This window comes from Pseudomonas sp. Leaf127 (assembly GCF_001423155.1).
In the GTDB taxonomy this organism is placed as follows: Bacteria; Pseudomonadota; Gammaproteobacteria; order Pseudomonadales; family Pseudomonadaceae; genus Aquipseudomonas; species Aquipseudomonas ovata.
Map to the genome: position 1 here is coordinate 130,578 of NZ_LMOA01000024.1, position 13,539 is coordinate 144,116.

14 protein-coding genes are annotated in these 13,539 nt (G+C 60.2%); 8 read left to right on the forward strand and 6 right to left on the reverse strand.

Features of this window, described 5'->3' with window-relative positions:
* Positions 1-57 precede the first annotated feature (57 nt).
* The 3 genes from fecA (at position 58) to ASF84_RS25290 (ending at position 3,718) form a co-directional block, all read left to right on the forward strand.
* Positions 58-2,412, forward strand: coding sequence for a TonB-dependent Fe(3+) dicitrate receptor FecA (gene fecA / locus ASF84_RS25280; protein WP_056841639.1), 2,355 nt, complete (start codon positions 58-60; stop codon positions 2,410-2,412).
* Between the two features lie 249 nt (positions 2,413-2,661).
* Positions 2,662-3,090, forward strand: a complete 429-nt coding sequence (locus ASF84_RS25285; protein WP_056841640.1) for an HPF/RaiA family ribosome-associated protein — start codon at positions 2,662-2,664, stop codon at positions 3,088-3,090.
* A gap of 283 nt (positions 3,091-3,373) precedes the next feature.
* On the forward strand, positions 3,374-3,718 hold the full coding sequence (locus tag ASF84_RS25290; protein WP_056841641.1) for a DUF3509 domain-containing protein: 345 nt from the start codon (positions 3,374-3,376) through the stop codon (positions 3,716-3,718).
* A gap of 79 nt (positions 3,719-3,797) precedes the next feature.
* Here the strand turns inward: ASF84_RS25290 and ASF84_RS25295 are convergent, their stop codons facing one another.
* Positions 3,798-4,271, reverse strand: coding sequence for a phosphate-starvation-inducible protein PsiE (locus ASF84_RS25295; RefSeq protein ID WP_056841642.1), 474 nt, complete (start codon positions 4,269-4,271; stop codon positions 3,798-3,800).
* Positions 4,272-4,488: 217 nt separating this feature from the next.
* Here ASF84_RS25295 and ASF84_RS25300 point away from each other — a divergent pair, with 217 nt between their 5' ends.
* Positions 4,489-4,752, forward strand: a complete 264-nt coding sequence (locus tag ASF84_RS25300; protein ID WP_056841643.1) for a YebG family protein — start codon at positions 4,489-4,491, stop codon at positions 4,750-4,752.
* 103 nt (positions 4,753-4,855) lie between these two features.
* Here the strand turns inward: ASF84_RS25300 and ASF84_RS25305 are convergent, their stop codons facing one another.
* The 4 genes from ASF84_RS25305 to pdhA form a co-directional block, all read right to left on the reverse strand.
* Positions 4,856-5,560, reverse strand: a complete 705-nt coding sequence (locus tag ASF84_RS25305) for a DsbA family protein (protein WP_201783690.1) — start codon at positions 5,558-5,560, stop codon at positions 4,856-4,858.
* 205 nt (positions 5,561-5,765) lie between these two features.
* Positions 5,766-6,869, reverse strand: a complete 1,104-nt coding sequence (locus ASF84_RS25310; RefSeq protein ID WP_056841644.1) for a dihydrolipoamide acetyltransferase family protein — start codon at positions 6,867-6,869, stop codon at positions 5,766-5,768.
* Between the two features lie 16 nt (positions 6,870-6,885).
* On the reverse strand, positions 6,886-7,872 hold the full coding sequence (locus ASF84_RS25315; protein WP_056841645.1) for an alpha-ketoacid dehydrogenase subunit beta: 987 nt from the start codon (positions 7,870-7,872) through the stop codon (positions 6,886-6,888).
* Positions 7,862-8,962 (reverse strand): pyruvate dehydrogenase (acetyl-transferring) E1 component subunit alpha, encoded by a 1,101-nt coding sequence (pdhA, locus tag ASF84_RS25320; RefSeq protein WP_056841646.1) that lies wholly within the window; start codon positions 8,960-8,962, stop codon positions 7,862-7,864. The genes ASF84_RS25315 and pdhA overlap by 11 nt, the downstream gene beginning before the upstream one ends.
* A 353-nt stretch (positions 8,963-9,315) precedes the next feature.
* Between pdhA and ASF84_RS25325 the strand changes: the two genes are divergently transcribed.
* Positions 9,316-10,119, forward strand: a complete 804-nt coding sequence (locus tag ASF84_RS25325) for a SirB1 family protein (RefSeq protein ID WP_056841647.1) — start codon at positions 9,316-9,318, stop codon at positions 10,117-10,119.
* Positions 10,120-10,127: 8 nt separating this feature from the next.
* Here ASF84_RS25325 and ASF84_RS25330 read toward each other — a convergent pair whose 3' ends face one another.
* Positions 10,128-10,664, reverse strand: coding sequence for a hypothetical protein (locus ASF84_RS25330; protein ID WP_056841648.1), 537 nt, complete (start codon positions 10,662-10,664; stop codon positions 10,128-10,130).
* 386 nt (positions 10,665-11,050) lie between these two features.
* On the opposite strand from ASF84_RS25330, the gene ASF84_RS25335 reads away from it, so the two are divergent.
* The 3 genes from ASF84_RS25335 to ASF84_RS25345 all read left to right on the forward strand — a co-directional run bounded on the left by ASF84_RS25335 (position 11,051) and on the right by ASF84_RS25345 (position 13,531).
* Complete coding sequence (locus ASF84_RS25335) at positions 11,051-11,275, forward strand: hypothetical protein (protein WP_056841649.1); 225 nt, start codon at positions 11,051-11,053, stop codon at positions 11,273-11,275.
* 208 nt (positions 11,276-11,483) lie between these two features.
* Positions 11,484-12,728, forward strand: a complete 1,245-nt coding sequence (locus tag ASF84_RS25340) for a hypothetical protein (RefSeq protein ID WP_056841650.1) — start codon at positions 11,484-11,486, stop codon at positions 12,726-12,728.
* Positions 12,729-13,075: 347 nt separating this feature from the next.
* Positions 13,076-13,531, forward strand: coding sequence for a hypothetical protein (locus tag ASF84_RS25345; protein ID WP_056841651.1), 456 nt, complete (start codon positions 13,076-13,078; stop codon positions 13,529-13,531).
* Positions 13,532-13,539: the final 8 nt, after the last annotated feature.

Consider the following 13,539-nt stretch of genomic DNA (forward strand, 5'->3'; position numbering starts at 1 on the left):
CTCGCTCGCGTGACAGACAGGAAAAGCACCTCTCCCCTTACGTCAAAGGACGCCCGAATGTCTGCTCGCCCTCTTCACTTGTCGCCGTTGGTCCGCACCCTGCGCCATGTCATCTTTGCCGGCGGCCTGTCGCTGGCCGGCCTGCCGCTGGCACAGGCCGATGCCCAGGCGGTCAAGGCGTACCAGATTGCCCCCAGCGAGCTGGAAGCGGCGCTGAACCAGTTCGGGCGCGAGTCGGGCGTGCTGATTTCCTATGGCTCGCAACTGACCCAGGGCTTGCGCAGCCGCGGCCTGCAAGGCCAGTACACCCCCGAGCAAGGCCTGGCGGCGCTGCTGGAAGGCACCGGCCTGCAGGCCCGCGCCGATGGCCAGGAAGGCTTCACCCTGCAGCCGGTCGCCAGCACGGCGGTCAGCGCACCGATCGAGCTGGGCGCTTCGAGCATCGTCGGTGACTGGCTGGGCGAGGCCAAGCAGGACAACGTTTTTGAACACCCCGGCGCCCGTGATGTGATCCGCCGTGAAGAATTCGAGCGCTCAGGCGCCAGCAGCGCGCGCGACGTGCTCAATCGTATTCCAGGCGTCAACGCCCCGGAAAACAACGGCACCGGCAGCCATGACATGGCGCTGAATTTCGGCATCCGGGGTCTCAACCCGCGCCTGGCGTCGCGCTCCACGGTGCTGATGGATGGCATCCCGGTGCCCTTCGCCCCCTACGGCCAGCCGCAGTTGTCGCTGGCGCCGCTCAGCCTGGGCAACATGGACGCGGTGGATGTGGTGCGCGGCGGTGGCGCGGTGCGCTACGGCCCGCAGAACGTCGGCGGCGTGGTCAACTTCGTGACCCGCGCCATCCCCGATGAGCCGACCGTCAAGGGCAGCGTGCAGACCCAGGTCAGCCCGTCGTCCAGCCAGGACGGCTTCAAGAGCACCGGCAACCTGCTGGCCGGCGGCACCGCCGACAACGGTCTGGGCGGCGCTATCCTGTACTCCGGCGTGCGCGGCGGTGACTGGCGCGAGCACAGCGACACGCAGATCGACGATTTGATTCTCAAGGGCAAATACCAGATCGACGAGGCCAACAGCCTCAATGCCATGGCCCAGTATTACGAGGGCGAAGCCGACATGCCCGGCGGCCTGAGCGTGGCTGCCTACAAGGAAGACCCGTACCAGTCCACGCGCCCGAAAGACAAGTTCTGGGGCCGGCGTACGCTGGTGAACTTCGGTTACCGCTACGAACAGGACGCCCGGGTGTTCACCGCCAACACCTTCTTCACCAAGACCCTGCGCAGCGGTTACCTGGACCAGGCGTCGTTCGTGTCGCTGTCGCCACGCGAATACTGGGTGCGCGGCCTGGAAACCCGCTTCTCGCAGGGGTTTGCGCTGGGTGAAAGCTGGCACGAAGTCGGCATGGGCTACCGCTACATCAATGAAGCAGGTCATGAACTGCGCTTTCGCGAGCCGGTCACCGGCGACTTGCCGACCACGGCCAGCCGCAACGACCGCGACACCCGTGGCGCCACCGAGGCCCATGCGTTCTATATCGACGACCGCATCGACATCGGCAAATGGACCATCACCCCGGGCGTTCGCTACGAGATGATCGACACCGCGCAGAACAACAACCTGACCAACGTCAAGTACCAGGGCGACTACACCACCGCCCTGCCGGCGCTCAACGTGCTGTATCACCTGACCGACAGCTGGAACCTGTACGCCAACACCGAAGGCTCGTTCGGCAGCGTGCAGTACAGCCAGATGCCCAACCGGGTCAGCGGCGGCGAAGTCAAACCCGAGAAGGCCCGCACCTGGGAACTGGGCACGCGCTACGACAATGGCGGCCTGCGCGCCGAAATCGGCGTGTTCCTGATCAACTTCGACAATCAGTACGAAAGCAATCAGACCAATGACAGCGTGATTGCCCGCGGCGAAACCCGGCACCAGGGCGTCGAGACCAGCATCAACTACGCCCTGGACGGCCTGAGCCCGGTCTTGACCGGCTTCGATGTGTACGCCAGCTATGCCTTTGTCGATGCGACCATTCGCGAAGACGGTCCAAACAAGGGCAACCGCGTGCCCTTCTCGTCCCGCCACAAGGGCACGCTGGGCGTGAGCTACACCGAAGGACCCTGGAAGCTCAACCTCGACAGCGCCTTCCAGAGCGCTCAGTTCGCCGACAATGCCAACACCCGCGCCGAAAGCGCCGACGGCAGCACCGGCAAGATTCCGGGCTACATGGTCGTCGGCACACGTGCCGCCTACGATTTCGGCCCCCAGCTGTCGGACCTGAATGTGGCGGTCGGGGTGAAGAACATGTTTAACCGCGAATACTTCACCCGCTCGTTCGATGACAACAACAAAGGTAAATATGTGGGCGAGCCACGCACCATTTATGTGCAGACCTCTGTGGCATTTTGATGCATGCCATTCGCCACCGTAGGAGCGGCTTTAGCCGCGAAACAGGCTTTTTCACCGATTTTCGCGGCTGAAGCCGCTTCTACGAATGAGGATATGAAATTTTTACTGCGAAATATTTCTTCCATGAGGGGGCTTGAAATATCAAACGTTTGGCGCCAACACTGTAATCGAGAGGGGAAATAAACGCCTGGGCTGCTCAGGAGCCCTGCGTCTTCCCTCGAACGAGCCAAGCCTTAGTAAGGATTAATTATGCAAATCCAGGTCAACAGCGATAACCACATCGAAAGCAGCATCCGACTGGAGAATTGGGTTCGTAGTACCCTTGAAAGCACGCTCGAACGTTATGACGATTACCTGACCCGCGTTGAAGTCTATCTGCGCGACGAAAACGGCGACAAAACCGGCCCGAACGATATTCGTTGCCAGCTTGAAGCCCGCCCCAAAGGCCACCAGCCGATCTCGGTGACCCACAAGGCTGACACGCTTGAACTGGCCATCGACGGCGCAGCAGTCAAGATGGACCACGCCCTGGAGCATCTGGTCGGCAAGCTGCGCGACAAGCAACGTAATGTCGCGCTGACCCCGGCCGATGACATTCAGGTCGAGAGCGCCGACGCGCTGCTGGAAGAAGAATTTCTGGAAAAAGAGCAGGAGCAGGAAGTCGCACGCCTGGTTTGATCTGCATCCCTGAGTACTGACAAAAGCGGGCCTTGATGGCCCGCTTTTTTGTGTCCGGGTGTTTGTAAAGCCAGCTGTGGCCTGAAGCGTGCATGAACCCTGACGTCGCCCCTGACGCCACAACCGTCGCGGATGTACCACCGCAACACGAGCCGGACGACTACGCTGTATCGAACCCGATCCATCCGTGACCGCTTATCTGCCATCGAGAACCAAAGGGAGCAGTACCCGGTCAACTTATGCAGAACCTACGTTATGCAGAACTCATGAGCAGGTATCAACCATGGACAACCCGGACAATCCTTTTCAGATGATCACTGACACCTTTCACCCCGACTACCGGGTGAACCTCAGTATTCAAGGACTGGACGGCAGCATCATGCTGACGTTGTCCAACGATGCCGGCGTGGTCGCCAAACGGCTGATCAGCCCCGAGCAGCGCAATGAACCCAAGCGCTTGCGCCGCCTGATCGAGAGCGTGCAGTTCGGCATTGCGATAGAGCAAGGGCACAGCGCCGTGAGCCTCCTGGCGGCCATGACCGACAGCGACCGGATCAAACAGTTGACCGTCCCTGCCACGCCGCACCAGTGGCTGCGCAGCCGCCCCAACCTGGCGGCCGGTCTCTGACTGAACACGCCGCACAGACAAAAATGCCCCGCACAATGACGGGGCATTTTGTTATCTGGCGCAGTGACTCACCCCGCCCTCATTTTTCCGAGACGTTATCGCCGACGTACTCGCCGGTCGAGTCGATCGCCTTGCTGGACGGAAACTTGTACGAGGCATAGCGCACTGCCACGACCGACAGCGCTAGCAGGAAGATCCCGCCGCACATATACAGCAGGCCCACTTCCGGTGCCTTGTGGTGCGAGACATCACCGATCAGGTAGCGGGTCAGCGCGGTGATGGCGATGTACAGCAAAAAGCGGATCGGGAGGTGGTTGGTCTTGAAATAGATCCCCACCATCGCCCCCAGCTCCAGGTAGATGAACAGCAGCAGGATGTCATCAATACTGGCATGCCCCTTGTCGAGCATCTCCATGAAGGCCATGACCGAGGCCCAGGCGGTGACCCCGCCAATGGCAAACAGCCCCATATAGTGAAACCCCTCGACCAGCAGGTTCCCGATGGAATTGGCGCCATCGTGCATGCGCTTGCGGCTGTTGTTTGCCCACTTCATTTTCTGTTTCCTCAAGACCCTGATTCGTGCGGGGTTTGTAAAGCAGGATCAAGGCCAGATCCAGTGCCGCAGGCGCGGCCAGTTGTCGCAAGGGCACCCTCGCCACTGAAAAGAACCTCATGAGCCACTATGCATGGGGGGGCAGAATGGCGTATGCTCGGCACTGTATAAAAACACAGTTATCGTATTTTCATCTGGAAGGCTTGTGAGGTGGTGAATGGCCGTCGAAGTGGTATACCGCAGCAGCCGAGATCTGGAGCGTTTGTTCATGGATAAAGCCGAAGCTGACCGTCATGACAAGATGCTGGAACTCGCCGAGTTGCTTGGATCAGTCCTGAAAAACGCCGTACCTTCGTTAAGCGAAGAGCAGCTTGAAGAGGCCGGGATCTACATGGCCAAGAACCGCGATGTCTTCGCCCGTGCATTCAAGAGCCAGCCCGATGCCTTGAACGAGCTGATCAATGGTGCCAAAGCCGAGTGACAATTTCGCGGTCGCGAAAGGGCTGGTTCATGCAAAATCGTCAGGGCCTGAAAGATTGCATTCGCGACCGCTGGTCGCGCCTATGGGAGTGATTCCAGGCCGATCATACGGTGTGTCTGATAAGCGCGGGCCCTGCCGATCCACTGCTCACAGCCAGGGTCTCCAGCACGGCCTCCAGGCGGGTAAACAGCCCGCTGGTGTCCACCGCTCGCAGGTTTTCGCCCTGGCCGACCACCAGTGCCGGCACACCATTGATGCCCAGCGTGGTCATGATCGAGCGGCCCTTCGCCAGGCGTGCCGCGTTGAGCGTCAACAGCGTATCGGCCTGCGTGCACAACAGGTCGGCCGCCTGCATCAGCCCCAGCTCATTGAGCACCTGAACCAGTACCTTCTCCCGGGTGATATCCAGCCCGTCGACATAACGCGCCTGCTGGATGGCGTTCAAGGCCGCATATTCAAACGCCGGTGCCGTAACCGCCACGGCGGTCAATGCCCGTGTCGCAGGCCCCGAGTCGAACCGCGTGGCGTGATCGGCCAGCACCTGGCTCCGATACGCCTCGGTAAAACGCTGCCCGGTCAGCCGGGCAATGCGCTGATCGTTCGACCAGGCATAGTCGGCAAAGCCTGCATTCATCTCGCGTGACTGCCGGTCGGCAAACAGGCCTGTCGGGCAGAATTCGACCGTCAAGCCCGGCAGGCCGACAAGTTGCTCAAGCACCGGAGAGGCGCCGTAGCACCAGCCGCACAGCGGATCGAACAGGTAGTTGATGTGCAGCGGTTCAGGCAGTCGAGCAGGCGGATTTTGCACAGGCTTCACCCTTTCAATGGTCTTGAGCGACCCTAGGTAAGGCGTCGCATTGTTCAGACGGGTGAGCGTAGAGAAAACAGGCGCGCTGAAAAACGCCGGATTCTGTCCAGGTCTGTTGCCGAAACTGGACGAATCCGCCGTGGTGGGGGGCGTGACCCGCGCAGCTGTCGAACCTGCACACCCGACAGCTGCACCTCGCCCGCCTTTACTCGGGTTGTTCCAGGGCCTGCACCAGTGCCTTGAAGAAGCGCGCCGCCTCGCCGCCGGTCACCGCCCGGTGATCGAAGGTCAGGGACAACGGCAGGATGGGATGAATCACCACTTCGCCGTTGACCGCCACCGGCTCGTCACGAATGCCACCGGCACCGAGAATCGCCACTTGCGGCGGCACCACCACCGGATTGGCATAACGCCCGAACAACGTGCCGAAGTTAGACAGGGTAATGGTCGCGCCCATCATCTCTTGCGGTGGAATGGAGCGGGCCTTTACATCGTTGCGCAACCGGTTCAGGCCGTCCTTGAGGTCCTGCGCACTGCGATTGCCAACGTCGCGCAGCACCGGCACGAACAAGCCGTCGGGCGTGTCCACGGCAATGCCCAGGTCCAGCTTTTCGTGCTGACGAATCGACAGCGACTTGCCTTCGAACCAACTGTTGAGCACCGGCTCGACCTTGCACGCCTCGGCCATGGCCTTGCCGATGCGGATCAGCGGGTCGCGGGCCTGGCCCCAGGCGTGCAGGTCGGCATCGGCAAACAGGGTGACCGGCACCACTTCGGCATGCGAGCGAGCCATGTTGATGGCCATACTGCGCCGCACCCCGCGCAGCTTCTGGCCGCCAAAACGATCACGCTCGGCCTGGGCGGCACCCTCCACGTCGCTGCGCGTGATCAGCCCGTCGCTGCCCGAGCCGCTCAGGCCATTGAGTTCAACCCCCAGTTGGCGCGCCAGTTGCCGCACCGCTGGCGTGGCACGGGCGGCCAGGTGTTCGCGGGTCGAGGGCGCCGCGCCCACGAAGAACTGGTCTGCATGGCTGCCACCGCCTTCGAGCTTGCCGACCACCGTGCCGTTGTCGCCCTCGCCTTCGAAGGCAATCAACGGTTCGCCCACATGCAGGACTTCTCCGTCGCTGCCGAACAGCTTGGCCACCACCCCGTCATACGGCGCGGGAATATCGACCAGGGCCTTGGCCGTTTCGACCGACACCAGCAACTGGTCGGCCTTGACGCTGTCGCCGGCCTTGACGTGCCATTGCACCACTTCAGCTTCTTGCAGGCCTTCGCCCAGGTCGGGCAGTTTGAAAAATTTCATTGCAACCTCCTCGGGTTCAGGCGTAGTCCAGCGCGGTATCGCAGGCGTGCAGAATGTCTTCGACGCCGGGCATGTACAGCTGCTCCAGCCGGTACAGCGGCGGCGGGATGTCCGGGGCGGTCACGCGCTGGATCGGCGCCTGCAGGTCGAGCAAGGCGCGCTCGTACAGGCTGGCGGCGATTTCGGCACCCACCCCGCACGAGCGCGGCGCTTCGTGGACGATCACGCAACGCCCGGTCTTGCGCACTGAGGCCTCGAGGGTGTCGAGGTCGAGTGGCTTGATGCAGGCGACGTCGATGACTTCTGCCGAAATGCCCCGCTCGGCCAGCGCCTGGGCCGCCTGCAGGGTTTCGTGCACGCTGGCGCCCCAACTGATCAGGGTGATATCGCTGCCTTCACGCAAGGTGAAGCAGGTGTCCAGCGGCAGGCGCTTGCCATCGTCGAGCAGCGGTTGCGGGTTCATGCGGTAGAGCCGGGTCGGCTCGAGGAAAATCACCGGGTCCGGGTCGTCGATGGACGCCAGCAGCAGGCCATAGGCCCGGGCCGGCGATGAGGGAATGACCACGCGCAGACCCGGGATATGGGCAAACAGCGCTTCGGTGCTTTCACTGTGATGCTCGGGCGCGCGAATGCCGGCGCCCATCGGCGCACGCAGTACCATCGGGCAAGTCAGGCGGCCACGGGTGCGGTTACGCAGCCGGCTGGCGTGTGACACCAGGTGCTCCATGGCCGCATAGATAAAGCCCAGGAACTGGATTTCCATGACCGGTTTCAGGCCCTGGGCAGCCATGCCGACCGCCAGGCCGCCGAGCATGGTTTCGGCCAGCGGCGAGTCAATCACCCGCTTGAAGCCGAAACTGTCGCGCAACCCCTGGGTGGCCCGGAACACCCCGCCGTTGACCCCGACATCCTCGCCCAGCACCACCACGTTTTCGTCTTCGGCCATGGCCCGGTGCAAGGCCATATTGACCGCTTCGAGCAAGGTGATCTTGTCATTGTTCATACGACTGCCCCCCTTCACGCCGTGCGACCCGTTCCATGAACCACTCGCGCTGCTCGGCCAGGGCGGCCGGCCATTGGGCATAGACATGGTCCATGGCCGATTCGGGTGGCTGAGGGGCGCGGCTTTCGTAAGCACTGACGGCGTCCTGCACCTGGGCCTGGCACTCGGCGATCAGCGCCTGTTCGCGCCCCTCGTCCCAGATGCCCTGGCTGGCCATGAAGCTTTGCAGGCGTTTGATCGGCTCTTCCTGCCAGGCCTGGCGCACTTCTTCGGCCGAGCGATAGCGGGTCGCATCGTCGGCAGTGGTGTGGTCGCCCAGCCGGTAGCTCAGGCATTCGAGCAACACCGGCCCCTTGCCCTTGCGGGCCCGGTCCAGGGCAATGCGCATGCGGTCGTAGACAGCCAGGATGTCGTTGCCATCGACCTGCTCGCCATGAAAGCCGGCGCCGATGGCCTTCTGCGCCAGGGTCGGGGCACCGCACTGGATGCGCCGCGGCACGGAAATGGCCCACTGGTTGTTGTTGATCACGAACACCACCGGCAACTGCCAGGCGCCGGCGACGTTGAGCGCTTCAAGAAAGTCGCCCTTGCTGGTCGCGCCGTCGCCACAGGTGGTGACCGCCACCCGGTGCTCACCGCGCACCTTGAAGGCACTGGCCACGCCGCAGGCATGCAAGGCCTGGGTCGCAATGGGCACGCACAGCGGGAAATCCTGGGCCACCGCAGGCTCGGCGTAGGCACTGCCACGCTCGTCGCCGCCCCAATAGAGCAGGATCTCGTCCATGCGCACGCCGCGCATCAATTGCACGGCGGTGTCGCGGTAGTAAGGCACCAGCACGTCTTCGGCCTGCATCAGGCTGCCGATGGCCACGCCAATCGCTTCCTGGCCCAGGGTCGGGGCAAAGGTGCCGATGCGGCCGGTGCGTTGCAGGGCGACGGTTTTCTGGTCGAACAGCCGGGTCAGCACCATGTGCCGATACAGCCGGGTGAGCAGGTTGAAATCATCGGCCCAGCCGGGCAGCGGTCCGATAAGGCGGCCATCGGGGGCCAGGTAGCGGGTGTACGCAAGCTCATTGTTGTTATTGGGCATTACCGACTCCAGACACGCAGGGGGCGTGATCTCATGGTTCGCAGCTTGTGGCTGCATGGAACCGCCGGGCGGCACCGGATAATGGTGCGCTGGCCGACATTCAAGGGACTCTTTGCCAGGGCTCGAACGCGTGGCATGGATAAGCACCAGGTGCGCCCGAGATTGGCCATGGACCTTCTGTCAATCGTAGCCGGGTTCAAAAAATATGCCCGGCCTGGCTGACGTGTATGTGGCTTGAACAGAGCTGTACACATGCCGATACGGCCAGCGCTGGACGAAACCCGGCCAGAGGGCTACAACATGAGCGTGTCGACTTGACAGTGGTTTGAACAGGGAAAGAGCGGGGGCAAATCATGACTCCACGTCAACAATGCCTGGCCTGTGCGCAACGCACGCCAATGGCTGTATTCGAAGCCGCGCTATGGATCGGTGCCGAGCACGATTCCAGCTTCAGCCCACCGCACATCCATGAAGACATGGACCGGCTGCACCGCCAGATCAACGCCCGGTTGCCCGTGCTGCCGGTCACCGAACTGGCCCAGCCATTGCTGCGTGAACTGAGCAGCCTGGGCTTTCAGCAGGATGAGTGGAACCCGCCCAGGCCCGAATCAGCCCTGTTGCACAAGATCGTCCAGCGCCGTCGCGGCCAGCCGCTGGGCCTGGCGCTGGTGGCCATGGAACTTGCCAGGCGCCTGGACATTCCCATGGAGGGGGTGAATTTTCCGGGCCATTTCCTCTTGCGCGTGCCCGGCGCCGATCATGTACTGGACCCCTGCAGCGGCCGGCGCCTGTACCCCAGGGACTGCCGTGAACTGCTGGTGCGCCAGTACGGCCCCGACATGACCTTGCGCGTCGAACACATGCAGCGCGCCAGCCCCTTGAGCCTGCTGCAGCGCATGTCGCGCAACCTGCGTCATCTGCACCAGATCAACGACGACTTTCTCTCGGCGCTCAAGGACGCCAACCGCATCGTCGAACTCGGCGAAGCCACCAGCAGCGACCACATGGCCCGCGCCAGCCTGTACCAGACCCTCGACTGTCCCCAGGCCGAACGCTTCGACCTCGAACACGCCCTGCTGCTGAGCGACGACCCGTTGCAGCGCCTGCGGCTGAGTGCCCGGCTGAGCCAGTTACCCGGCAGCCGTGCGCTGCACTGAGGCACCCGCTAGGCGGTGCCGTTTCTCTGGGCCATCCTGGCCTTCTGCATTTCATAACTGTCGCCAGACTGGGCGAAGACCTGCAGGTTCTGGATGACATGGATAGCGCGCACGTAATCAGGCATCAATGTCTGCGCATACGCGTCGCCCCATAACCCCTTCTCTTTCATGACCACGATCTGGTTGGCGAGAAACTCCAGTGCATTGATCGGCTCATCGGCATTGATGACCTTGCCGCTCGGGTCGAACTCGGCGCCGGTGCGGCTCATGAGATCGGCGGTGAGATTGTCGATGAAGCCGGACTTGTACAACAGCATCCCTGCCCGGCTGAGATCCCGGGGCGTGATGTGCTCGGGATTGAAACCCTTGAACAGGGGCTTCATGTTCAGCTTTTCCATGGCCTGCGCATTGAGCGCAATGGCGTTTTCGCCTACTTCACTGAGCACTTGCAGAGCTTGTCCGCTGGAGGGCATGACGGGGCTTTTCTTGACTGAGGATGATTTGATAAGCACGGGCGGAAGATCGCCCCAGAGGGGTTTTGACATGGTGATGACTCCTGATGAATACGCGGATGGCAATCAGGACTATCGGAGATTCTTCGAACTAATTAATGGCGAAACCAAAAACCATACGAAACCTACAAAACAAAAAGAAAACACCTACACACCCCACCCTGAACAACAATTAATTGCCCGGCTTACGCCCACTTCGTATAGAGACCAGACAGCCCACCACGCCGCTTAAAAAGCCAAATAGCGCACACTTATCATCCGCAAAGAATATTCCTACACACTTTTCAGCGCAGCCCCTACAACAAAAACTTTCAGACATGCTTAAAGGTTTATTAATACGCCGAACCTTGGTGTCGCCTTTTGAAACCCAGGCCTTACGCTGCGCGTAAAAGGCCATCCCGAACAAAAAGGAATAGATCATGAAAACCTTGCTTTGCACCGCACTCATTCTGGCTTCTGCTTGCAGTTATGCGGGAGAGTCCATGTTTGAAAAATCCTCTGCACCCAGAACCATCAGGCTCGTCAACCATGACAATGCAGCCCCCTATTTCCATGTAAAATTCTCGGACTTGCCAGTGGTGCCGCTGTCGCCCCCCATGAAAGTTGAAAACATCAGCTGGAAAACCATCCGTTTCAGTTATTGATAACACAGGGCACTCCCGAGCCATCGGAGTGCCCTGGATATCACGGCATTCTGCTTGTTCGATCAGTCTTCCTGAAGATCCAATTAAAGGATGAAGAAACTCTATGCTTATCACCTCTGGCTCTACCTTGCCTGTCGTTTCTTCTTTGCCCGCCGTATCGCCAGACGCGAGTGCGAAAACATCCCTGCTGCCTCACACCACAACACCCGTGGTCACCGAAAACTTCTCTGCTACGGCTCAGCAACTGAGCGAAGCCGCCGTTCGTGCGGCTGAACGTGACAAGACGGCAACACTTGATGAACGGAACTCGCGAATCACTGCGACATTACGGCCACTCACAGGCGCGGCCTATCAATCCCGCAAGACCCTGCATGATGCCGAGCAACCTGACACACAGGACAGTGGCCTGCTGGCCCGTGCGAGGCAGGCCACCGACTTCAGTAACGGACTGGCCGTCAATCCGTTCAAGAACATGGCACCGGATCAATTGAAGCTGATTGCCCATGACGACAGCAGCACCTTTACCGTCAACGAGCGCAGGGCGGCCTGGCAGGCCCTTGAGCCCAACGACACGCTGCCTCGAGAAAATCTCACGACCCGCAAGCATCAGCAGGGTCATGATGTGCTGGTCTCACGCCTGTTCTACGGGCATGAAGGACCCGAGCGCGACAAGACCCATGGCCTGCTCAGAGAAACCATCAGTGTTCCCGACGTTGATTTTCTGACACGCCAGGATCGCTACCTGCTTTCCCACATGTATGCCTATGCCCAGGAACAAGGTGCGCACTTGAAGTACGTGGATGATCTGGCCTGGGATCTTGCCGACTATCGCCGGCATGACGATGGGCGTGTCCTGGCCAACAGCAATGGAGGGCACAGCTATGATGAACAGGGTCGCCAATTGAGCTTCAGCTTTACCGCCCCCAATGCTGCCATCGCCCAGCGCGTGCTGGGAGGCGCTGCGATCAACGTCACGCTGCTGGACAAGGGGTTTGTACGCTATAACCTCGACCCGAGTATCTGGCCTTACCACAATGGGGGCGATCCGGGCTTTCTGGAGCAGATGATCCTCAAGTTCTCCGGCACAGACGGCGAAGAGCACGTACTTGACAGTCGTTTCAAGACTTACACCCGAGACCCCAAAATCAAGGACAAGGTCGTGCACGCCTGCGAGACAATAAGATTCCAGCCACGAGGGGAGCCTGCGCTGATCAATAAAGAGGGCGTCTGGACAATCACCGCCACCGGCAAGGCTGAAGGCTATGTATTGAACCGAGTGACCGGCATTCCGGAAAAGATCGAAAGCGCCGTCGAAACACCCGCCAAACCCAAAATCCCCAGCAACCCCTTCGAAGGACTGATCGGCGGCAAACCTGCCAGGCCCCGCCTGCTCACCCTGTTCGACTACCTGTTCATGAAAATGAAAACCCACGGCCGGGTGCGCAGGCCTTGATTCAGTCGGCATCAGCCAAGCGCTACGATGATGACCCGTTCAAAACCCATGAACAAACAGAAGATTCCCATACCACTTACGGAGTAGGGACTACAACAAACCTGACCGAATGCCCTTAAGATTTTTTAACACAAAGAGGTACAGCATCGAAATTTTTCGACATAACAACAGTAGCTCACGCCCAGAAGCCCCTTTGAATAATCCTACATAACTTTCAGCTCAAGACCTACAGCAAAGTCACCAAGAGTATGCTTAAAGTTTTCCAATGCGTAGACACATCAGTGTCATGGATTGAAACCAGGCCCGTCGCTTTGCGAAAAAAGCCAAAAACAAAAAAGGAATACATCATGAAAGCTTTACTCTGCACCGCACTCATTCTGGTATCTGCCTATAGCCATGGGCAGGAAATTACTATCGACGAAGTCTCTGCGCCGAGAACGATTCGACTCGTCAATCATGACAGCGCAGCTTCTTATTTCCGGGTGAAGTTCGCAGACTTGCCAAGAACGCTATCGGCTGCCCCTATGAAGCTTGAGCAGCTAAGCTGGAACGCTACACGCTACCCTTACGCGAACGTTACTGAACAACTAGAGGTGTGCTATTACCCCTATGGGGAAGGAAGAGGCCAAGTAAAAATCTGTGACGATGCACTCCCGGGCGCAGCAGGAACATCCAGCAAATTCAATTCATTACGGTTTGGCCATGAGTCGACTGTCCAGATTATCCATAAAATTCAGGGGGATCGACAAACCATCAGCCCTGCTGGCAACGACATGATCTCGCTCCGTATTGCTTATCAATGACGCCGGGC